The following is a 20,590-nucleotide window of genomic DNA, read 5'->3' on the forward strand; positions in this document are numbered from 1 at the left end:
AACGATATCGGAGACAACATGGCAGGATTCCTTCCATTGCGGCCTGGCCTGTGGTGGATGCGCCGGCTGCACCTTCCGGGCAAGCTGGCCACGCTGGCGGTGCTCATCGCCTGCACGCTCGCCGCCGCCTTGCTGGGCGCCCCCTGGTGGGTGGACTTGGCGGGCGGCGTGGTGGTGCTGTACGCGCTGCTGGCGCTGTACCTGAGCCTGGTGGACGACATGGCAGCCTTGTCCGCGGCCATGGCGCGCATCACCGATGGCGACCTGTGCGTGCATGCCGCCACGGGCGGCACCGACGAGATGGCGCAGATGGCCCGGGCACTCGACGCCATGGTGCTGCGGCTGTCCGCCATGGTGGCCGACATCCGCAGCAACGCCGCGCTGGTGGCCCATGCCGGCCAGAGCCTGGCCCATGGCAACCGCGAACTGGCCGACCGCACCGAGCAGCAGGCCGCCAACCTCGAGCAGACGGCGGCCAGCGTGGAGCAGCTCTCGTCCACGGTACAGAACAACGCCCAGACGGCGCAGGGCGCGGACCAGCGTGCCGGCCAGATGCGCCAGGCCGCCGACACCGGGGCCGAGGCCATGGGCCGCGCCGTGCAGTCGGTGCAGGCCATCCAGCAGGGCGCGCGCCGCATGACGGAGATCATCGGCACCATCGACGCCATCGCCTTCCAGACCAACATCCTGGCGCTCAACGCGGCGGTGGAGGCGGCCCGCGCGGGTGAGCAGGGCCGTGGTTTTGCCGTGGTGGCCTCCGAAGTGCGCACGCTGGCCCAGCGCTCGGCCACGGCCGCACGCGAGATCCGCGAGCTGATCAACGACTCGGTCACGCAGGTGGAATCGAGCGCCGGCCTGATCCGCACCGCGGGCCAGGGCATCACCGAGATGGCCGGTGGCATGCGCAGCGTGGCGGCCAGCATGTCCGAGATCTCGAGCTCCAGCGCCGAGCAGAGCACGGGCCTGCGCGAGATCAGCAGCGCCGTGCAGCAGCTCGACCAGATCACCCAGCGCAATGCGCAGATGGTCAGCCAGGCCGTGGGCCAGGCCGAGGCGCTGGAGAGCCGCGCCTCCACGCTGTCGCGTGCGGTATCGGCGTTTCGCCTGCAGCAGGGCACGGCCGAGGAGGCCGTGGCCCTGGTCAAGCGTGCGGCCGCCTTGCACAAGGGCAGTTCGCGGGACCAGTTCCTGCCGCGCATCACCGACAAGAGCCAGCCCTTCAACGACCGGGACATGTACGTCTTCGTGCTCGATGCCGGAGGCACCTACCGGGCCTTTGGCGGCAACCCGGCCAAGGTGGGCACCCGGGTGCAGGACATTCCCGGCATTGACGGAAACCGGTTGATGGCGGAAATCTCGGCCCAGGCGGACATCGGGCCCGGCTGGGTGGAGTACGACATCACCAACCCGGCCACCGGCGCGGTGCAGACCAAGATGTCCTTCGTCGAGCGGGTGGGCGACCTGTACCTGGGCTGCGGGGTCTACAAGGCCCTGGCCGCGAAGTGAAGCCGGCCTGAGGGTCTTTGCTCAGCGCTGCGTTCCCGCGCGCTGCTCCCGGGCGCGGGCCATGGCTGCCGCAATGGCCGCCTTGCGGGCATCTGCTCCACTGGAGGAGGGGGGTGCCGCTGGGTCGGCTGTTCCGGCGGGCTCGTCCTCGTCCAGCTCGGGCGAACCCGAGGCCGCCCTTGCCTTGTGGGCTGCATAGCGCTCGCGCGCATGGTCTGCCAGCACCGGGCTCCAGGCGGCCCAGCCCGTGGCCTGGCCACTCACGGTTTCCAGGCGGATGCAGTCCACGGGGCATACGGGAATGCACAGTTCGCAGCCCGTGCAGTGCGGCTCGATGACGGTGTGCATGCGCTTGTTGGCGCCCACGATGGCATCGGTGGGGCAGGCCTTGATGCACAGCGTGCAGCCAATGCACCAGTTCTCGTCGATGACGGCCAGGGTGCGCGGCGCCTCCAGGCCGTGCTCGGCGCTCAGCGGCAGCAGCGGCTGGCCGGTGAGGGCTGCCAGCCGGGCCACCCCTTCGACGCCGCCGGGCGGGCACTGGTTGATGGGAACCGCCTCGAAGGCGATGGCCTGCGCATAGGCCGCACAGTCCGGGTAGCCGCAGCGGGTGCACTGCGTCTGCGGCAGGGCCGCGTCGATGCGGGCCGCCAGCGCATGCGCGGCCGGCCCTGCAGGTGGTGAAGGGGTGGTTGTGCGGGCGTGCGGCTGCGCAGTCAAGCCTTGCGAGCCGCGGTGGTGCGGCGGGTGCGCGAAGCGGGGGCTGCTGTGACCGCTGCCTTGGCCACGGGGGTTTCGGGCTCGGGGGCCGCTGCGGCTCCGGTGGCTGGCCTGGCCTTGGCGGCAGGCTTTGCGGCGGCCTTGGCCGGTGCCTTCTTCGCCACGGCCTTGCGCGGTGGCGCAGGCGGGTTGTCGTCGGGCATCTCGGTTACGGCAGCGGGGCGGGGCGCCTTTTTCTGCGGGACTTCGTGCGAGAGGATGAACTTGCGCACCTCGGGGTACACGATGTCGCGCCAGCGCCGGCCGCTGAAGATGCCGTAGTGCCCGGCGCCCTTGGCTTCCAGGTGGCGCTGCTCCTTGCGCACGATGCCGGTGCACAGGTCGTGGGCGGCTTCGGTCTGGCCCGAGCCGGAGATGTCGTCCAGCTCGCCTTCCACCGTGAACAGGGCGGTGGTGGTGATGTCCTGCGGGCGCACGCGCTCGACCTTGCCTTCTGGCGAACGCACGTCCCAGGTGCCGTTCACCAGCTTGTATTCCTGGAACACGGTCTCGATGGTTTCGAGGTAGTAGTCGGCGTCCATGTCGAGTACGGCGTTGTACTCGTCGTAGAACTTGCGGTGCGCTTCGGCACTGGCGTCGTCGCCCTTGATCAGGTCCTTGAAGTAGTCGTAGTGGCTGGACGCATGGCGGTCGGGGTTCATGGCCACGAAGCCCGTGTACTGCAGGAAGCCCGGGTAGACGCGGCGACCGGCGCCGGGGAAGTTGTCGGGCACGCGGTAGATCACGTTGTTCTCGAACCACTCGTAGCTGCGGTTCGTGGCCAGGTTGTTCACCGCCGTGGGCGACTTGCGCGCATCGATGGGGCCGCCCATCATGGTCATGGTCAACGGCGTCTTCTCGCCGCGGCTGGCCATCAGCGACACGGCCGCCAGCACCGGCACCGTGGGCTGGCAGACGCTGATGACGTGGCAGTTGCCGTAGGTGGCCTGCAGGTGGCGGATGAACTCCTGCACGTAGTTCACGTAGTCGTCCAGGTGGAACTCACCCTCGGACAGGGGCACCAGACGTGCGTTCTTCCAGTCGGTGATGTAGACCTTGTGGTCCTTGAGCAGGGTGCGCACCGTGTCGCGCAGCAGCGTGGCGTAGTGGCCCGACAGCGGGGCCACCACCAGTACCACGGGCTGGGCCTTGATGCGCACCAGGGTGTCGGTGTCGTCCGAAAAGCGCTTGAAGCGGCGCAGCTCGCAAAACGGCTTGTCCAGTTCCACGTTTTCGTGCACCGCCACGCCCACGCCATCCACATCCACGGTGTGGATGTCGAACACCGGCTTTTCATAGTCCTTGCCCAGGCGGTACAGCAGATCGTAGCCCGCCGACATGCGCTGCGCGAACGCCGTCTGGCTCAGCGGGGACATGGGGTTGCTGAAGAGCTTGGCCGCGGCTTGCGCAAAGTCGGTGACCGGCTCCATCAGGGAGCGCTGGGTTTCGTAGATCTGGTAGAGCATGGGGGGCGAAACTCCGTTATGTTGCAGTGCAATATAGCAGCACTTGGTTACCTCTGCATGCGGGAAAACCACCTAGACCCAGTCGCTTTGGTGACAGCGCTGTCCGTGCCGGTGGAAACGGCTACGGATGCCTTGCGGTGAAAAGCATCACTGCTATGGTTTTGTTCAACAAAACCCTGCTGGCAGCCGGCGCCCCGGCGGCGCCCCGGTCAGCCGTTGTCCGCCAGCCAGGCCTCGAACGCCTCGCGCGCCACGTTGCGCAGCGCGGGGCGGAACTGGGCGCGATTGGAAAGGTACAGGCAGTGCCGTATCACGGTGTAGGGATTGAAGCTGCCCTGGGGATTCTGCTCCTCGAAGTGCTGCTTGTAGCGCTTGACGGTGCCCACCGTCTCCCGCATCAGGGTGTTGAAGCGCGCGCGCGTGATGCCGGGCGACCAGGCCTGGATGTCGTCCACGAAGCCGTCCACCTTGGAGGGGTCGAACTCGAAGTCCTTGAAGAAGTGCGTGGCGATCTTGAGGAAGGTGAAGGCGTTGAGCTCGCTGCCCAGGGCGGAGGGCTTGGGCGTTGCCAAGGCGCCATCCTGCTCCTCCACGTCGGCCTCCGCCGTCTCGTCGGGGGCCTGCAGCAGTGCGGCGGCCGTCTCGTCGCGGATCTGGCGGAACTCACGGTCGGCCAGCTCGAACAGGGCCGACAGCACGTTGATGCGCCGCTTGAGCTGGCCGGGAATCGACTTCTTGTACTTGATCTTGTGGTCCAGCACGCTCCAGGAGTCCTGGATGATGGTGCGCACCTGCAGCTCGAAGGGCTGGTCGGCGTGCGCGGCGAGCGCCGGCAGGGCGCGCGGGCCGGCCCGCAGGTCCAGGTGCAGGCCCTTGTAGCCGAACGAGGCCTCGGTGCTTTCCACCGCCGAGGCCTTGTCGGTCACGTCGATCACCGCAAAGTGCTGGCGCACGATCTGCGCCACCTTTTCCAGCTCGTCCTCGTACAGGCAGACCACGCGCACGCCCACCAGGTCCGTGATCCAGTGCTGGATCTCGTAGGGCGTGTTGCTCTCTTCCAGTCCGGGGCGGTACTTGCGCGCGAACTTGCGGATGCACTCGTCCGCGTCCTTCACGCGCCCCTCCACCTTGGAGACATCGACGCTGCGGGCGTCGCCGACCACGGCGGCGATGGCGGCCGTGAAGGCGGCGCAGGCATCCTCCAGTGCGGGGCGGTGGGATGCGTAGAACGCGCGGAACCGGGACTCTTCCCGTTCGAAATCAAGCGATGCCATGGATGGGTCTGCAAAGGGACGGGTCGCGGCGGATGGCCGCGGCCAGGAACAGCCGGAAGTGCGAAAGATTTGCCATGCGAACGATACCCCCATTCTGGCTGCCCGGCATGTCAGCGGATGCCGCGCAGGCGGAACAAGTTCACACGGATCTGCCGGCGCTGCGCATCGGGTGACCTCGCTTGGCAGGTCCCCCTGAAACCTGATAATGGGCAGGCACGTCACCCGTGTCCCGCTGGGGCACAGCCGCTGCTGCCTGTCCCATGCGATGACACCAGAACAACACCAGGTCCCCGCATTCACGGAGTCCGAGACTCTCCAGGACGCACCATCCAGCCAGCGCTGGCTGGTGGCGGTGGTGCCGCCGCTGATGGCCCTGATGATGCTCGGGGTGACGGGCCTGTACTGGTACCGGGCCCAGAGCGAGTCGGTCGACAAGCAGCTGCGCAATTTCCATGCGGCGGCCGAACAGATCGCCTACAACCTGCGTGACCGCATGTCCACCTACGAGGTCATGCTGCGGGGCGTGCAGGGCTACGTGGATGGGTCCGAGCGCATCGAGCGGGGCGAGTTCCAGGCGTACGTCGATGCGCTGCAGATGCAGCAGACGCGGCCCGGCCTGCAGGGCATCTCGCTGGTCATGTTCGTGCAGGGCAGCGGCCTGCCGGCCCACCTGGCCGACATGCGGGGCCGCGGCTTCTCCGGCTACACCGTGCACCCGCCGGGCGAGCGCGACCAGTACGCCCCCATCACCCATATCGAACCCCTGGAGGGCCGCAACCTCGAGGCGCTGGGCCTGGACGCGCTCACACTGCCGGTGGCGCGCGAAGCCCTGGAGCGGGCCCGCGACTCCGGCCGGCTGGCCCTGTCCGGCCTGCTCGGTCCGCTGCCGCCCGGGACCCCGGCGCAGGGCGAGGTGGGGCTGTTCCTGCCGGTGTACTCCACGCAGCTGGAGGCCGAATCGCTGTCCGGCCGCCGCCGCGCCATCCGCGGCTGGGTGGCGGCGCCGTTCCGGGTGGGCGACGTGGTGCGGGGCTTGTCCCGGGAGTTCGATCCCGACATCGCCCTGGCCATCTACGACGGCGAGGAGGCGCTTGCCGGTGCCCTGCTGCATGGCGACCCCGGGCTACAGGCGCGGGCCCTGGCGCGCGGGGCCCTGCAGGTCAGCCATCGCCTGGAAATGGGTGGCCGGGCCTGGACCCTGCTGATGGCGCCGCTGCCGGCGTTCGACCTGCGCCACGAGGACGAGGGCCACCACATGGTGGCGGTGATGGGGCTGTTCCTGAGCCTGCTGCTGGGCTGGTTCGCCTGGGTGCTGGCCACCGGGCGCGAGCGTGCCGTGGCGCTGGCACGCCGCATGACGGCCGAGCTGCGGGGCGCGCGCGATGACCTGGAGAGCACGCTCAGCGCCATCCCGGACCTGCTGTTCGAGCTCGATGCCGAGGGCCGCATCCACCACTGCCGCTCCGCGCGCCTTCCGCAGTCTGCCCTGGCGCCGGCGCAGTTCGTGGGGCAGCGGCTGCAGGACATCGTGCCCCCCGAGGAGGCTGCCGGCTGCATGCAGGCCGTGCAGGCGGCGCTCGCGGGTGGGCACGCCGCGGGCCAGCAGTACCACCTGGAGGTCGACGGCCAGACCCGCTGGTACGAACTGTCCATCGCACGCAAGGAAAGCACCCACCCGGGCGAGGGGCCGCGCTTCGTGGCGCTGGCCCGCGACATCACCGAGCGCCAGCAGGCCGAGGCCCGCACCCACCAGCTGGCCTATTTCGATGCCCTCACCGGCCTGCCCAACCGCCGCATGCTGCTCGACCGGTTGGGCCTAGCCCTGGCCGCCGCGCGCCGCAGTGGCCAGGTCGGGGCGCTGCTGTTCGTGGACCTGGACAACTTCAAGCAGATCAACGATGCGCGCGGCCACACCCTGGGGGACCAGTTGCTGACCGAGGTTGCCCGGCGCCTCACACGGCTGCTGCGCCCGGGCGATACCGTGGCGCGCCTGGGCGGCGACGAATTCGTGCTGCTGCTGCAGGGTATCGCCACCGACATGGCCACTGCAGGGCGCCAGGCCCTGGCCGTCGCCGAGCGCGTGCGCGAGGCGCTGGAACTGCCCTATGCCATCGACACCCACCTCTACAGCAGCACCGGCAGCCTGGGGATCACCCTGTTCCCCAAGCGCGCGGAGGAAGTGGAAGACCTGCTGCGCGAGGCCGACACGGCCATGTACCGCGCCAAGGACCTAGGGCGCAACCGCATCCGCTTCTATGAAGCCGCCATGCAGGCCGATGTGCAGGAGCGCCTGGCGCTGGAGCAGGACCTCAAGAAGGCCATGGGCGAGGGGCAACTGGCCGCGTACATACAGCCCCAGGTGGATGTGCAGGGTGCGGTGGTGGGCGGCGAACTGCTCATGCGCTGGAGCCACCCGGTGCGCGGCAGCGTGCCGCCTTCGCGCTTCATCCCTATCGCCGAGGCCTCGGCCCTGATCCTGCCCATGGGCGCCTGGATGATCGAAAAGGCCTGCGACGCCATCGCCCGGCTGGAGGCCGCGCGGGCGGCCGGGGAAGAGGGCGGGGAGCCGCTGTCGATCTCGGTGAACGTGAGCCAGCGCCAGTTCCGGCAAGAGGATTTCGTCGAGCGCGTGCGCAATGTGCTGGTCCAGACCGGCGCAACGCCATCCTGCCTGATCCTGGAGGTCACCGAGAGCCTGCTCATCGAGAACCTGGACGACACCATCGCCCGCATGACGGAGCTGGTGCAGCTCGGGGTGCGATTTTCCATCGACGACTTCGGCACCGGCTACTCGAGCCTGGCCTACCTCAAGCGCCTGCCGCTGTACGAGCTCAAGATCGACAAGAGCTTCGTGCAGGACACGCCCGATGACCCGAGCGACACGGCCATCGTGCAGTCCATCATCTCGGTGGCGCGCCACCTGGGCCTGCGCGTGGTGGCCGAAGGGGTGGAAACCCGCGCCCAGGCCGACTTCCTCGTGGCCAGCCACTGCGAATGCCTGCAGGGCTACCTGTTCTATCGGCCGGAGCCGCTGGACGGCTGGCTTACACGGGTTCTGGCACCAGCGTAGTCGCCAGCGCCAGGGCGTGCACCTCGCGTGCCGGCCGGTCCTTGAGCAGGTGGTTGCTCCAGACCTGGCGCCACAGGCGCGCGCCGCGCAGGCCATGGCGCAGGCCCAGCATGTGGCGGGCGATGTGGGGCCAGGGCGTGCCGTGCAGGGCGGCCTCGCGCTCCATGTAGTCCACCATGGCCAGCTCGACCTCCTCGCGCGTCAGCGCGCAGGGCTCGCCGCCATAGTAGATCTGGTCCCAACGGGCCAGCCACCAGGGGTTGTGGTAGGCCTCGCGGCCGATCATCACGCCGTCCAGGTGCTGCAATTGCTCCAGCACCACCTCGTCGGCCTGTATGCCACCGTTGATGGCGATGGTCAGCTGCGGGAATTCCTGCTTGAGCCGGTGCACCACCTCGTAGCGCAGCGGCGGGATGTCACGGTTCTCCTTGGGCGAGAGGCCCTGCAGCCATGCGTTGCGTGCATGCACGATGAACACCGTGCAGCCGGCATCGGCCACGGTGCCCACGAAATCGCGCACGAAGCCGTAGTCCTCGACCTTGTCGATGCCGATACGGTGCTTGACCGTCACGGGCACATCGACCACGTCCTTCATGGCCTTCACGCCATCGGCCACCAGCTGGGGCGCCTTCATCAGGCTGGCGCCAAAGGCACCGCGCTGCACCCGATCGCTCGGGCAGCCGCAGTTCAGGTTGATCTCGCCATATCCCCACTGCGCTCCCAGCCGCGCAGCCTGCGCCAGCAGTTCGGGCTCGTTGCCGCCCAGCTGCAGCGCCACGGGGTGCTCCTCGGCATTGAAGCGCAGGTGCCGCTCGGTGCCGCCATGGATGATGGCGCCCGCGTTCACCATCTCCGTGTACAGCAGGGTCTGGCGTGTCAGCAGGCGGTGGAAATAGCGGCAGTGGCGGTCCGTCCAGTCCATCATGGGCGCAACGGACATGCGCCAGGGGCTGAAGGTGGCGGGCTGGGCGGCGGCGGGGGAGGCAGGGCTGTTGTCCAAGGCGAGAAACCGGTGTTGCAGGGGGCGAAGGGCCCCAAAGAGGTGCCGAACCGCATTTTCTCAGGTCTTGGGGCAGCATATGGGTTCAGGGGCTTCAGCGGCTGGAAACTGGCGTTCCTGTGCGCGGATTCGCACCGTGTTGCCGCGCTGGCGGCGCATTGTCTTTGGCGCCTGTCAGCACCCTTTTGGCGATCCCTGAAAATAGTGTTGACAGGCCCTAGTATCAGGGGCCGTCCCCGGTGGCTCGAATGCCGCCAGGGAGCGAAATTGCCATTCCTTTCTTTGAAGCACCTGCATGTGGAAGAACCCCGGGAGCGCTGTTGCGATCCGTCCGTCCCAGCTCACTGTCGGCCTGTACGTCTGGCTGGAGATGCGCTGGGACGAGCATCCCTTCATCGCCAACCGCTTCATGGTCCGCACCTCCAAGGATGTGGCGGTGATCCAGTCGCTGGGCCTTGAAGGCCACCTGTACTACCACCCCGACCGAAGCACGGCCGAGCCGCTGCCCCCGGCGCCAGCTGCGGGGCCGCGAACCGAGCCGGAAGCCGCGCAGCCCGACGAGCAGGCAGCCCTGGCCGCCGAGGTGCGCCAGCGCGACAAGGCCAAGAAGGAAAAACGCCAGCGCCAGCGCGACGCCGCCGCGCGGGCCGACCGCGCCTGGGAGGATGCCGCACGCCAGACCCGGGAGGCACTGCTGACGCTCACGCGCTCGCCCAAGGCCGCAGGCAAGATCCTGGCCGACCTGTCGGCCGAGACGGCGGCCCGCATTGCCCAGAGCAAGGAGGTGCTGCTGCACCTGCTGGGCGACAAGAAGGACCAGGGACCGCAGTTCCATGCGCTCAACGTGCTCACCCTCAGCATGCTGGTGGGCAAGAAGGCCGGCCTGTCCGAGCGTGAACTGGCCGACCTGGCCATGGCGGCGCTGGCGCACGACGTGGGCAAGTCCAAGGTGCCGCCGCAGCTGTTCAAGACCTCCCGGCGCAAACGGCACGAGGAGGAGTTCGTGCGCCAGCACGTGATGTACAGCACCCAGCTGGCCTCGAACTCCGGCGCCTTCAGCAAGGAGGCGCTGGCCTGCATCGCCGGCCACCACGAGGCGGCCGACGGCTCGGGCTGGCCGCGCGGCCAGCGCGAGACCCACCGCCTGGCGCTGATCCTGGCGCTCGTCAACCGCTACGACAACCTGTGTTCGCCGGAGGCCCGCGACGTGGAGCCACTGATGCCGGCCGAGGCCCTGGCGCACATGTTCAAGAACGAGTCGGGCCAGCACGACCCGGCGCTGCTCAGCTCGCTCATCAAGCTGCTGGGCGTGTACCCGCCGGGCACCGTGGTCCAGCTCACCGATGGCGCGCTGGCGCTGGTGGTGGCCCCTGGGCCCGAGGCGCTGCGCCCCCAGGTACTGGTCTACACGCCCGAGATCCCCAAGGACGAGGCCCCCCTGGTGGAGCTGCACACCGAGCCGGACATCCGCGTGGCCGAGGCGATCCGGCCGTCCACGCTGCCTGCCGACGTGCTCGACTGGCTCAATCCGCAGCAGCGGCTGTCGTACTTCTACTCGGTCGAGGACTGAAGGCCGGGTTCAGCGCGCCCCCGGCTTTTGCTGGTACAGGCCCTCGATGGCCTGGGCGAAGTGGGCCATGAGCGGCGCGCGCTTGAGCTTGAGCGTGGGCGTCATGAAGCCGTTCTCGATGCTCCAGGGCGCCAGCGTGAGGTGCACGGCACGCGGCACCGCGTAGCGCGCAAAGCTGGCCGTGCTCTTTTCGATGCGCGCCAGCACGGCGCGGTGCACGGCCGGGTGGTTCAGGCTGTCGGGGTCCTGGGCGGCCAGGCCCAGGTCGCCGGCCAGGCGCTGCCACTCGTCGGCGCGCAGCACGGCCACGGCGGCGATGAAGGGGCGGTTCTCGCCCACCACGAAAGCCTGCTCCAGCAGCGGGTCGGCCAGCAGGGCCAGTTCCAGGTCGCCCGGGGGCACCTTCTCGCCGGTGGAGGTGACGATGATCTCCTTGATGCGGCCACGGATGTAGATGCGCCCGTCCACGATGTCGGCCTGGTCGCCCGTGCCCAGCCAGCCGTCGGCCGCGAGGATGCGCGCCGTGTCCTCCGGCCGCTTCCAGTAGCCTTTCATCACGATGGGGCCGCGCACCTGCAGCTCGCGGTTCTCGCCGATGCGCACCTCCACGCCGGGCAGCGCCCGGCCCACGCAGGCCGGGTCGTTGTCCAGCAGCGAGTTCACCGAGACCACGGGCGCCGTCTCGGTCATGCCATAGCCCTGCACCAGCGGCAGGCCCAGGCCCAGGAAGCACTTGGCGATGGTGGGCGACAGGGGCGCGCCGCCGCTCACGGCCACGCGCACGCGGCCGCCGAACTGGGCCAGCAGCGGCTTGGCCACCAGGGCCTGCAGCAGGCCCCAGGGCAGGGCGTTCATCCAGCCCCCGGCTTGGTCGGCCTCGGGCACCGGCAGGCCCTGCGCGGCACAGAAGCGCTGCCAGCCCCTGGATTGCGCGGCCTCGTAGAGCTGCATCTTCCAGGGCGTGGGCGAGAGCTTTTCGAGCAGCTTGGCGTGGATGCGCTCGTAGATGCGCGGCACCGAGACCAGCACCGTGGGGCGGATGGTCTGCAGGTCCTCGGCCAGTTGCTGCACCGAGCGCGCATAGGCCACGCAGCTGCCGGCTGCGATCGGCAGGTAGTAGCCGCCCGTGCGCTCGAAGGTGTGCGACAGCGGCAGGAAGGACAGGAACACGTCGTCCACCGTGGGTGCGATGCGCTCGAGCACGGCCTTCACGTCGCTGACCACGTTGCGGTGCGTGAGCATCACGCCCTTGGGTTTGCCGGTGGTACCCGAGGTGTACACGATGGCCGCCAGGTCCTCAGGGCCTGCGGCAGCCGGTGCGGCCTGTTCCACCGCCTGGGCTGCGCCTTCGAGCCACTGTGCGAGCGAGCCCACGGCCGGGGCGTGCGCCGATGCGGGGGTGGCTGTGAAGGCGGGTTCCGGATCGGTCACGATCACTGCCCGCAGCGCAGGAAACTCCGTGCCCGCGGCGCGGATCTTCTCCCACTGCTGGGCGCTGCCCACGATGAGCATGGAGGCTTCGCAGTCCGACAGGATGTAGGCGATGCTGCCCGGGTTGTCGATGGCGTGCAGCGGCACGGGCACGCAGTTGCTGGCCAGGGTGGACTGGTCGGCGCACATGGCATCGAGGCCGTTGGGCAGCAGGATGGCCACGCGGGCACCCGCCGGCAGCTGCAAGGCCACCAGGGCCCGCGACCACCGGGCCACGTGGCTCGCGGTCTCGGCCCAGGTCCAGGTCGCCCAGGCCTGGCTCGCGGCATCGAAGGCACGGAAGGCGGGCGCGTCGGGCGTCTGGGTGGCGCGCCAGGAAAGAAGCTGGGGCAGCGTCTGGACGCTGCCGATGTCGGAGAAGGAAGAGGTCATCGGGTCGTTCGGGGCCTGGGCGGCATGCACGGAGCCAGGGCGGTACCATGCTGTACCAACCTGGGGAAAACCCGCGCGATCATACCCATCCTGGAGGCACAGGCTGTGCTTCTTTGTTTCGTTGACCTGGGGACATTGCCCTGGTCGGCCACAATCCCCGTATCTCCACGCCCCTTCCCCTGCCTGCACTGATCCATGGATCCCATCACCATCTTTATCGTCGCGACGCTGATGATGCTGGCCAATGGGGGGGTGCTGGGGCTGATGCACAAGGACCTGCCGGTGTCGCTGCAGCCCTGTGCCGAAACCTGGCGCATCGCCACCCTGCTGCTGGCAGGCAGCGCCGTGCTCTATGCCGTGCAGTACGAGCTGCCGCTGGGCCTGGTCTCGCCGATGGCCAATGGCATGGTGATGCTGGGCTGCACCGGCTACTGGCGCGCACTGCGCCAGTTCGATGGCGTGCCGGACCGCTGGTGGATGTGGCTGCCGGCCCTGGCCGGCATTGGCGGCGTGGTGTGGTTCGCGGGCGTGCAGCCCGATACGCCCAGCCGCATCCTGCTGCTGTCCGGCGTGGTTGCCTTCGTGTTGATGGCCGGTACCCTGCAGCTCGTGCGCGGTGGCACGGGGGAACGGGCGCGCAGCCGCAAGGCGCTGGCGGGCCTGTTCTTCCTGGTGGGCCTGTTCGTGCTGTTTCGCGCGGGCTACTTCCTGGTGCGTCGCGTGGGACCGTCGTTCGACATCACCGGCGAGGGCGCCTGGATCAACACTGCCAGTCCGCTCATCACGGCCTTGCTCCCGGTGGTGGGCACCACGGCCTTCCTGTTCATGTGTTCGCAGCGCATCGGCCGGCAGTGGGAGCGGGCCGCCGCCACCGACTACCTGACGGGCCTGGCCAACCGCCGGACCCTGCTCGCCGAGGGCGAGAACCGCTTTGCCACGGCGCGCCGGGGCGGCGCCCACCTGGCACTGGCCCTGGTCGACGTGGACCACTTCAAGGCCATCAACGACGGCCACGGGCACGCGGTGGGTGACAAGGCCCTGCAGCACGTGGCCCGGCAGCTGCAGGCCACGGCGCGCGGCCTGGACTTCGTGGCCCGCCATGGGGGAGAGGAGTTCGTGGTGCTGCTCGACCTGGGGCAGCACGGCGATCCCCAGGCAGCCGGCGAGCGCCTGCGCCAGGCCGTGGCGGGCGCACCGTTCAGCGCCGACGGGGCCTCGTTGACCATCACCATCTCGGCCGGTGTCGCCCTGCAGGCAGACGGTGACACCACCCTGGACCAGCTGCTGCGCCGCGCCGACGACGCGCTCTACGCCGCCAAGCGCAGCGGGCGCAACCGGGTCGAATTGGCCTAGGCTGCAGCCTCCAGCCCCTGGGCGAAGTGGGCCTGCATGGCCTGGGCGGTGCCGGCCCCATCGCGCCGGGCCAGCGCGGCCATCACGGCCCGGTGCTCGGCCAGCGAATCCTCGATGCGGCCTTGCTTGAGCAGCGAGTTGTGGCGGTTGAGCTTCATGACCTTGCGCAGGTCGGCCACCATCTGGCTGCGCCAGCGGTTGTCGGCCATCTCCAGCACCCGCATGTGAAAGCGCTCGTTCACGGCAAAGAAGCGCTCGCGCTCGCCGGCGGCGGCCTCCAGCTCGGCGTGCAGGCCCTGCAGTTCCTGCAGCTGCGCCGGGGTGGCGCTGGTGGCCACCACGGCCGCAGCGTCGCTCTCCAGCAGGCTGAGCAGGTGGTAGACGTCGCGCAGGTCCTTGTCCGACATCTCGGTCACATAGGCGCCACGGCGCACCTTCATCGTGACCAGGCCCTCGGCGGCCAGTACCTTGAGCGCCTCGCGCAGGGGCGTGCGGCTGATGCCGAATTCCTCGGCGATCTTGAGCTCGTCGATCCAACTGCCGGGCTCCAGCTCGCGGCGGAAGATGCGCTGGCGCAATTGCTCAGCCACTTCTTCGTAGAGGGCGCGGGGCGTGAGGGTCAGTGCAGACATGGGCGGATTGTATGCTGCGAAGAATATTTTGAATCAATAATTATGAATGATGTAAACTCAATGCCACATCGGGATTTGCCCCTGAATACGACACCGCCATCCTCGGAGACCGTTTCGCCATGAGTGCCACGCCCCCCCACAGCCCCCCTGAATTCGCTGCCGCCTCCCTCGAGGCCTGGGCCAAAGCCGCCGCCAAGTCGGCACCGGGTGGCGACGTCAACGCGCTGAATTGGGTCACGCCCGACGGCATCACCGTCAAGCCGTTGTACACGGCGGCCGATACGGCCGACCTGCAGTACGCCAACACCTTGCCGGGCTTCGAGCCCTACCTGCGCGGCCCCCAGGCCACCATGTACGCGGTGCGGCCCTGGACCATCCGCCAGTACGCGGGCTTTTCCACCGCAGAAGAATCGAATGCTTTCTACCGCAAGGCCCTGGCCGCAGGCGGGCAGGGCGTGAGCGTGGCGTTCGATCTGGCCACGCACCGCGGCTACGACAGCGACCACCCGCGCGTGACCGGCGACGTGGGCAAGGCCGGCGTGGCCATCGACTCGGTGGAGGACATGAAGATCCTGTTCGACCAGATCCCGCTGGACAAGGTCTCGGTCTCGATGACCATGAACGGCGCCGTGCTGCCCGTGCTGGCCGGCTACGTGGTGGCGGCCGAAGAGCAGGGCGTGGGCCAGGACCAGTTGAGCGGAACCATTCAGAACGACATTCTGAAAGAGTTCATGGTGCGCAACACCTACATCTACCCGCCCAAGCCGAGCATGCGCATCATCGGCGACATCATCGGCTACACGGCACGCAACATGCCGAAGTTCAATTCCATCTCCATCTCCGGCTACCACATGCAGGAGGCGGGCGCCAACCAGGCGCTGGAGCTGGCCTTTACCCTGGCCGACGGCAAGGAGTACGTGAAGACGGCGATGGCCTCGGGCCTGGACGTGGACGATTTCGCCGGCCGGCTGTCCTTCTTCTGGGCCATCGGCATGAACTTCTACCTCGAAGTGGCCAAGATGCGCGCCGCGCGCCTGCTGTGGTGCCGCATCATGAAGGAGACCGGCGCCAAGAACCCCAAGAGCCTGATGCTGCGCACCCACTGCCAGACAAGCGGCTGGAGCCTGACCGAGCAGGACCCCTACAACAACATCGTGCGCACCACCATCGAGGCCATGGCGGCGGTGTTCGGCGGCACGCAGAGCCTGCACACCAATGCGCTCGACGAAGCCATTGCCCTGCCCACCGAGTTCTCCTCGCGCATCGCACGCAACACGCAGCTCATCATCCAGGAAGAGACGCACATCACCAACGTGGTCGACCCCTGGGCCGGCAGCTACATGATGGAAAAGCTCACCCAGGACATGATGGATGCCGCCTGGGCCATCATCGAAGAGGTCGAGGCCATGGGCGGCATGACGCAGGCCGTGGACAGCGGCTGGGCCAAGCTCAAGATCGAGGCCGCCGCCGCCGAGAAGCAGGCGCGCATCGACAGCGGCAAGGACGTGATCGTGGGCGTCAACAAGTACAAGCTCCAAAAGGAAGACCCGGTCGACATCCTGCAGATCGACAACGTGATGGTGCGCGACGGCCAGATCGCGCGCTTGAAGGACATCCGCGCCAAGCGCGACACAGCCCAGGTGCAGCAGGCGCTCGACGCGCTCACCCATGCCGCCGAATCCGGCGAGGGCAACCTGCTGGACCTGGCCATCAAGGCCGTGCGCCTGCGCGCCACGGTGGGCGAGGTGTCGGATGCGCTCGAAAAAATCTACGGGCGCCACCGCGCCGACACGCAAAAGGTGACCGGTGTGTACGCTGCTGCCTATGACTCGGCCGAGGGCTGGGACAAACTCAAGAGCGAAATCAGCGCGTTTGCCGACGCTGAGGGCCGCCGCCCGCGCGTGATGATCGCCAAGCTCGGCCAGGACGGCCACGACCGCGGCGCCAAGGTGGTGGCCACGGCCTTTGCCGACCTGGGCTTCGACGTGGACATGGGCCCGCTGTTCCAGACCCCCGAGGAATGCGCGCGCCAGGCCATCGAGAACGACGTGCACGCCGTGGGCGTGAGCACGCTGGCCGCCGGCCACAAGACCCTGGTGCCGGCCATCATCCAGTCGCTCAAGGACCAGGGTGCGGACGACATCATCGTCTTCGTCGGCGGCGTGATCCCGGCGCAGGACTACGATTTCCTGTACGAAGCCGGCGTCAAGGGCGTCTACGGCCCGGGCACGCCCATCCCGGCCAGCGCCAAGGACGTGCTCGAACAGATCCGCAAGGCCATCGCGGCATGATGGACGTGGGAGGTGCTGCGTTGACTGCGCCCCTGTTCACCCTGCAGCCCGTGGCCGAAGAGGATTTCGAATCCATGCTGGAGTTACGCACCGCCGCCATGCGCGAAAGCCTGGAGCGCGTGGGCCGTTACACGCCCGAGCGCTCGCGTGAGCGCCTGCGCGCCGCCTTTGCGCCCCGGTACATGCAGCACCTGGTGTCGCCCGCCGGCCGGCGCATGGGCTTCGTCACCGTGCAACCCGAGGGCGCGGGCGTGCTGCGCCTGCAGCACCTGTACCTGCACCCCGACTGGCAGGGCAGCGGCATCGGCGCCGCCGTGCTGGCCAGCGTGCAGCAGCGGGCGCGTCGCGAGGGCGCGGTGCTGCGCCTGACGGCCTTGCAGCGGAGCGACGCCAACCGGTTCTACCAGCGCCACGGCTTCGTGCAGACCGGCGCGGAGGACGTGGACGTGCACTACGAGTGGCGGGCCGGGGAGGGCGCTGCCGCATGAACGCACCCCTGCCTCTGCCCGACCTGCAAGCGCCCGCCAACACCTGGTTCGACGGCATCCTGCATGGCAGCCAGCCCGTGCAGCGCCGGGCCATGGCCAAGGCCATCACCCTGCTCGAGTCCACCCGCGCCGACCACCGCGCCCAGGGCGACGCGCTGCTCACGGCCCTGCTGCCGCACACCGGCCAGGCCTTCCGCCTGGGCATCAGCGGCGTGCCGGGCGTGGGCAAGTCCACCTTCATCGAGGCCCTGGGCCTGTTCCTCATCGGCAAGGGCCACCGCGTGGCGGTGCTCACCATCGACCCGTCGAGCACGGTGTCGGGCGGCTCCATCCTGGGCGACAAGACACGCATGGAGCAGCTGTCCATGCGCGAGGAGGCCTACATCCGCCCCAGCCCCTCGAGCGGCACGCTGGGCGGCGTGGCCGAAAAGACGCGCGAGGCCATGCTGGTCTGCGAGGCCGCCGGCTACGACGTGGTGATGGTGGAGACCGTGGGCGTGGGCCAGAGCGAGATCGCGGTGGCCGGCATGACCGACATGTTCGTGCTGCTGCAGCTGCCCAATGCGGGCGACGACCTGCAGGCCATCAAGAAGGGCGTGATGGAGATCGCCGATCTGGTGGCCATCAACAAGGCCGACATCGACAAGAATGCCGCCACCCGCGCCCAGGCCCAGATCACCTCGAGCCTGCGCCTTTTGGGCATGCACGGCAACCCCGACCATGCCACCCACGGCGCCCTGTGGCAGCCGCGCGTGGTGCAGATCAGCGCCCTGCTGGGCCAGGGCGTGGACGGCTTCTGGGACGCCGTCACCCAGTTCCGCACCCAGCAGACCGACAACGGCCGCCTGGCCCTGCGCCGCGAAAAACAATCGCTGGCCTGGATGTGGGAGCGCATCGACGCCGGACTCAAGCAGGCGTTCCGCCAGCACCCGGCCGTGCGCGGCCTGCTGCCCACGCTGCAGGCCGACGTGGCCGCGGGGCGCGTCGCGGCATCCACCGCCGCGCGCAACCTGCTGGCGGCATCCCATACCCCTACACCCTAGACAACCACAGCCATTTCACCGAAAGAGCAGCGACCATGCAAGACATCCTGGAGCAACTGGAGAAGAAGCGCGCCCTGGCGCGACTGGGCGGCGGGCAAAAGCGCATCGATGCGCAGCACGCCAAGGGCAAGCTCACGGCGCGCGAGCGCATCGAGTTGCTGCTCGACGACAACACCTTCGAAGAGTGGGACATGTTCGTCGAGCACCGCTGCACCGACTTCGGCATGGAAGCCAACAAGATCCCCGGCGACGGCGTGGTCACCGGCTACGGCATGATCAACGGCCGCCTGGTCTTCGTCTTCAGCCAGGACTTCACTGTCTTCGGTGGCGCCCTGAGCGAGACGCATGCCGAGAAGATCTGCAAGGTGATGGACCAGGCCATGAAGGTCGGCGCACCCGTGATCGGCATCAACGACTCGGGCGGCGCGCGCATCCAGGAGGGCGTGGCCTCGCTGGGCGGCTATGCCGACGTGTTCCAGAAGAACGTGCTGGCCAGCGGCGTGATCCCGCAGATCAGCATGATCATGGGCCCCTGCGCCGGCGGCGCGGTGTACTCGCCGGCCATGACCGACTTCATCTTCATGGTCAAGGACTCGAGCTACATGTTCGTGACCGGCCCCGAGGTGGTCAAGACCGTGACGCATGAGGAGGTCACCGCCGAGGAACTGGGCGGCGCCGGTACCCACACCACGCGCAGCGGCGTGGCCGACATGGCCTTCGAGAACGACGTGGAGGCGCTGATGATGCTGCGCCGCCTGTACAACTACCTGCCCCTGAACAACCGCGAAAAGGCGCCCGTGCGCCCGAGCAACGACCCGGCCGACCGCATGGACCGGAGCCTCGATACCCTGGTGCCCGAGAACCCCAACAAGCCCTACGACATGAAGGAGCTGATCATCAAGGTGGTGGACGACGGCGACTTCTTCGAGCTGCAGCCCGACTACGCCAAGAACATCGTGATCGGCCTGGCGCGCATGGAGGGGCAGACCGTGGGCATCGTCGCCAACCAGCCGCTGGTGCTGGCAGGCTGCCTGGATATCAAGAGCTCCATCAAGGCTGCGCGCTTCGTGCGCTTTTGCGATGCCTTCAACATCCCCGTGGTCACCTTCGTCGACGTGCCCGGCTTCATGCCCGGCACCAGCCAGGAGTACGGCGGCATCATCAAGCACGGTGCCAAGCTGCTCTACGCGTACGCCGAGTGCACGGTGCCCAAAATCACCGTCATCACGCGCAAGGCCTACGGCGGCGCCTACGACGTGATGAGCTCCAAGCACCTGCGCGGCGACGTCAACCTGGCCTGGCCCAACGCCGAGATCGCCGTGATGGGTGCCAAGGGCGCGGTGGAGATCATCTTCCGCGAGGACAAGAACGACCCCGTGAAGCTTGCCGCCCGCGAGGCCGAGTACAAGGAGCGCTTTGCCAACCCCTTCGTGGCCAGCGCGCGCGGCTTCATCGACGACGTGATCCTGCCGCACGAGACGCGCAAGCGCATCTGCCGCAGCCTCGTCATGCTGCGCGACAAGAAGCTCGAGAACCCCTGGCGCAAGCACGGCAACATTCCGCTGTGAGGCCACGGTGCTGAGCCACTACCCCCGTTTTCGCAAGGGCGCCGCGCAGGGCCTGGTGCCCAAGCTCGGCGGCCTTCCCTGGGGCCTGCCCGTCGAGCGCTGGCCGGTCTGCGAGGAGTGCGGTCGCCCCATGAGCCACCTGGCCCAGCTGCCGGCCGACCCGGCGGTGTTGCCCGGCGTGGCGGATGGCGAAGTGCTGTTCGCCTTCAAGTGCGAATGGGACAGCGTCTGCAGCTTCTGGGAAGTCGATGGCGGCGCCAACGCGGTTTTCACCGTGCCGCGCCAGGCGCTTGCCGACGCGCTGACGCCAGCCCCCGTGGTGGAGGACGGCACGCCCGAAGTCCTGCCCGAGCTGGCCGTCACCCACTGGCATGCCGCCGACGACGGCGCCCCTGCCGAACTCGAAGAGGCCTTCTACGACTACGGCAAGCACAGCGACCTGCCCGACGAGATCGCCCACCCGCACGACTGGGCCAGCGAGTGGCGCACCAAGGCCGGCGGTGTGCCGTACTGGACCGCCAATGGCGCCCAGCAGGTGCCGCCCGGCCGCCTGGTACTGCAGATCGACAACTGGGTGGCACTGGAGGAGGGCGGCACCACCGAGGTGGCGAACTTCTGCTCGGACGGCACCGCCTATGTCTTTGTGGACCGGTCGCAGACGCAGCCGGTCTACTCCCTGATCATCAACCGCTGATGCGGTCAAACCC

General features: G+C 68.5%; 15 protein-coding genes. 9 read left to right on the forward strand and 6 right to left on the reverse strand.

The window, feature by feature from the left end:
* The first annotated feature begins 18 nt into the window (after positions 1-18).
* Complete coding sequence (locus tag AC07PF_RS25410; RefSeq protein WP_494607145.1) at positions 19-1,506, forward strand: methyl-accepting chemotaxis protein; 1,488 nt, start codon at positions 19-21, stop codon at positions 1,504-1,506.
* A gap of 21 nt (positions 1,507-1,527) precedes the next feature.
* Here AC07PF_RS25410 and AC07PF_RS25415 read toward each other — a convergent pair whose 3' ends face one another.
* The 3 genes from AC07PF_RS25415 to AC07PF_RS25425 all read right to left on the reverse strand — a co-directional run bounded on the left by AC07PF_RS25415 (position 1,528) and on the right by AC07PF_RS25425 (position 5,005).
* On the reverse strand, positions 1,528-2,226 hold the full coding sequence (locus AC07PF_RS25415) for an RnfABCDGE type electron transport complex subunit B (protein ID WP_494613702.1): 699 nt from the start codon (positions 2,224-2,226) through the stop codon (positions 1,528-1,530).
* A complete protein-coding gene (locus AC07PF_RS25420) occupies positions 2,223-3,731 on the reverse strand; it encodes a polyhydroxyalkanoate depolymerase (protein WP_494607141.1) in 1,509 nt (502 codons plus the stop codon). The genes AC07PF_RS25415 and AC07PF_RS25420 overlap by 4 nt, the downstream gene beginning before the upstream one ends.
* 209 nt (positions 3,732-3,940) lie before the next feature.
* Positions 3,941-5,005 (reverse strand): GTP pyrophosphokinase, encoded by a 1,065-nt coding sequence (locus tag AC07PF_RS25425; RefSeq protein WP_494613703.1) that lies wholly within the window; start codon positions 5,003-5,005, stop codon positions 3,941-3,943.
* A gap of 265 nt (positions 5,006-5,270) precedes the next feature.
* Between AC07PF_RS25425 and AC07PF_RS25430 the strand changes: the two genes are divergently transcribed.
* On the forward strand, positions 5,271-8,075 hold the full coding sequence (locus AC07PF_RS25430) for a bifunctional diguanylate cyclase/phosphodiesterase (RefSeq protein ID WP_494613704.1): 2,805 nt from the start codon (positions 5,271-5,273) through the stop codon (positions 8,073-8,075).
* Here AC07PF_RS25430 and dusA read toward each other — a convergent pair.
* A complete protein-coding gene (dusA, locus tag AC07PF_RS25435; protein ID WP_494607135.1) occupies positions 8,050-9,075 on the reverse strand; it encodes a tRNA dihydrouridine(20/20a) synthase DusA in 1,026 nt (341 codons plus the stop codon). The two genes, AC07PF_RS25430 and dusA, sit on opposite strands and share 26 nt — an antisense overlap.
* Before the next feature lie 295 nt (positions 9,076-9,370).
* Between dusA and AC07PF_RS25440 the strand changes: the two genes are divergently transcribed.
* Positions 9,371-10,645 carry an HD-GYP domain-containing protein gene (locus tag AC07PF_RS25440; RefSeq protein WP_494613705.1) on the forward strand — a complete coding sequence of 425 codons (1,275 nt, stop codon included), beginning with the start codon at positions 9,371-9,373 and terminating at the stop codon, positions 10,643-10,645.
* Between the two features lie 9 nt (positions 10,646-10,654).
* Here the strand turns inward: AC07PF_RS25440 and AC07PF_RS25445 are convergent, their stop codons facing one another.
* Positions 10,655-12,508: an AMP-dependent synthetase/ligase gene (locus AC07PF_RS25445; RefSeq protein WP_494613706.1), complete on the reverse strand. Its 1,854-nt coding sequence runs from the start codon at positions 12,506-12,508 to the stop codon at positions 10,655-10,657.
* A 195-nt stretch (positions 12,509-12,703) separates the two neighbouring features.
* On the opposite strand from AC07PF_RS25445, the gene AC07PF_RS25450 reads away from it, so the two are divergent.
* Positions 12,704-13,861, forward strand: a complete 1,158-nt coding sequence (locus AC07PF_RS25450) for a GGDEF domain-containing protein (RefSeq protein ID WP_007855221.1) — start codon at positions 12,704-12,706, stop codon at positions 13,859-13,861.
* Here AC07PF_RS25450 and AC07PF_RS25455 read toward each other — a convergent pair.
* Positions 13,858-14,493 (reverse strand): GntR family transcriptional regulator, encoded by a 636-nt coding sequence (locus tag AC07PF_RS25455; RefSeq protein ID WP_007855222.1) that lies wholly within the window; start codon positions 14,491-14,493, stop codon positions 13,858-13,860. The genes AC07PF_RS25450 and AC07PF_RS25455 overlap by 4 nt on opposite strands.
* 119 nt (positions 14,494-14,612) lie before the next feature.
* Between AC07PF_RS25455 and scpA the strand changes: the two genes are divergently transcribed.
* The 5 genes from scpA to AC07PF_RS25480 are packed head-to-tail and all read left to right on the forward strand — an operon-like array spanning position 14,613 to position 20,577.
* Positions 14,613-16,784, forward strand: coding sequence for a methylmalonyl-CoA mutase (scpA, locus tag AC07PF_RS25460; RefSeq protein ID WP_494613707.1), 2,172 nt, complete (start codon positions 14,613-14,615; stop codon positions 16,782-16,784).
* Complete coding sequence (locus AC07PF_RS25465; protein ID WP_494613708.1) at positions 16,781-17,272, forward strand: GNAT family N-acetyltransferase; 492 nt, start codon at positions 16,781-16,783, stop codon at positions 17,270-17,272. Before scpA ends, AC07PF_RS25465 begins: the two co-directional genes overlap by 4 nt.
* The gene (gene meaB, locus AC07PF_RS25470) at positions 17,269-18,315 is read left to right on the forward strand and encodes a methylmalonyl Co-A mutase-associated GTPase MeaB (protein ID WP_494613709.1); all 1,047 of its coding nucleotides are present in this window, start codon (positions 17,269-17,271) and stop codon (positions 18,313-18,315) included. The genes AC07PF_RS25465 and meaB overlap by 4 nt, the downstream gene beginning before the upstream one ends.
* A 35-nt stretch (positions 18,316-18,350) precedes the next feature.
* On the forward strand, positions 18,351-19,883 hold the full coding sequence (locus AC07PF_RS25475; protein WP_494613710.1) for an acyl-CoA carboxylase subunit beta: 1,533 nt from the start codon (positions 18,351-18,353) through the stop codon (positions 19,881-19,883).
* Between the two features lie 7 nt (positions 19,884-19,890).
* On the forward strand, positions 19,891-20,577 hold the full coding sequence (locus AC07PF_RS25480; RefSeq protein ID WP_494613711.1) for a YwqG family protein: 687 nt from the start codon (positions 19,891-19,893) through the stop codon (positions 20,575-20,577).
* Positions 20,578-20,590 lie beyond the last annotated feature (13 nt).

This window comes from Acidovorax sp. GW821-FHT10A04 (assembly GCF_059415825.1).

Coding starts and splice junctions, on each gene's coding strand:
- AC07PF_RS25465 (WP_494613708.1), top strand. CDS start 16,781: ATGATGGACGTGGGAGGTGCTGCGTTGACTGCGCCCCTGTTCACCCTG.
- AC07PF_RS25445 (WP_494613706.1), bottom strand. CDS start 12,508: ATGACCTCTTCCTTCTCCGACATCGGCAGCGTCCAGACGCTGCCCCAG.
- AC07PF_RS25430 (WP_494613704.1), top strand. CDS start 5,271: ATGACACCAGAACAACACCAGGTCCCCGCATTCACGGAGTCCGAGACT.
- scpA (WP_494613707.1), top strand. CDS start 14,613: ATGAGTGCCACGCCCCCCCACAGCCCCCCTGAATTCGCTGCCGCCTCC.
- AC07PF_RS25420 (WP_494607141.1), bottom strand. CDS start 3,731: ATGCTCTACCAGATCTACGAAACCCAGCGCTCCCTGATGGAGCCGGTC.
- AC07PF_RS25455 (WP_007855222.1), bottom strand. CDS start 14,493: ATGTCTGCACTGACCCTCACGCCCCGCGCCCTCTACGAAGAAGTGGCT.
- AC07PF_RS25475 (WP_494613710.1), top strand. CDS start 18,351: ATGCAAGACATCCTGGAGCAACTGGAGAAGAAGCGCGCCCTGGCGCGA.
- AC07PF_RS25450 (WP_007855221.1), top strand. CDS start 12,704: ATGGATCCCATCACCATCTTTATCGTCGCGACGCTGATGATGCTGGCC.
- AC07PF_RS25440 (WP_494613705.1), top strand. CDS start 9,371: ATGTGGAAGAACCCCGGGAGCGCTGTTGCGATCCGTCCGTCCCAGCTC.
- AC07PF_RS25410 (WP_494607145.1), top strand. CDS start 19: ATGGCAGGATTCCTTCCATTGCGGCCTGGCCTGTGGTGGATGCGCCGG.
- AC07PF_RS25425 (WP_494613703.1), bottom strand. CDS start 5,005: ATGGCATCGCTTGATTTCGAACGGGAAGAGTCCCGGTTCCGCGCGTTC.
- meaB (WP_494613709.1), top strand. CDS start 17,269: ATGAACGCACCCCTGCCTCTGCCCGACCTGCAAGCGCCCGCCAACACC.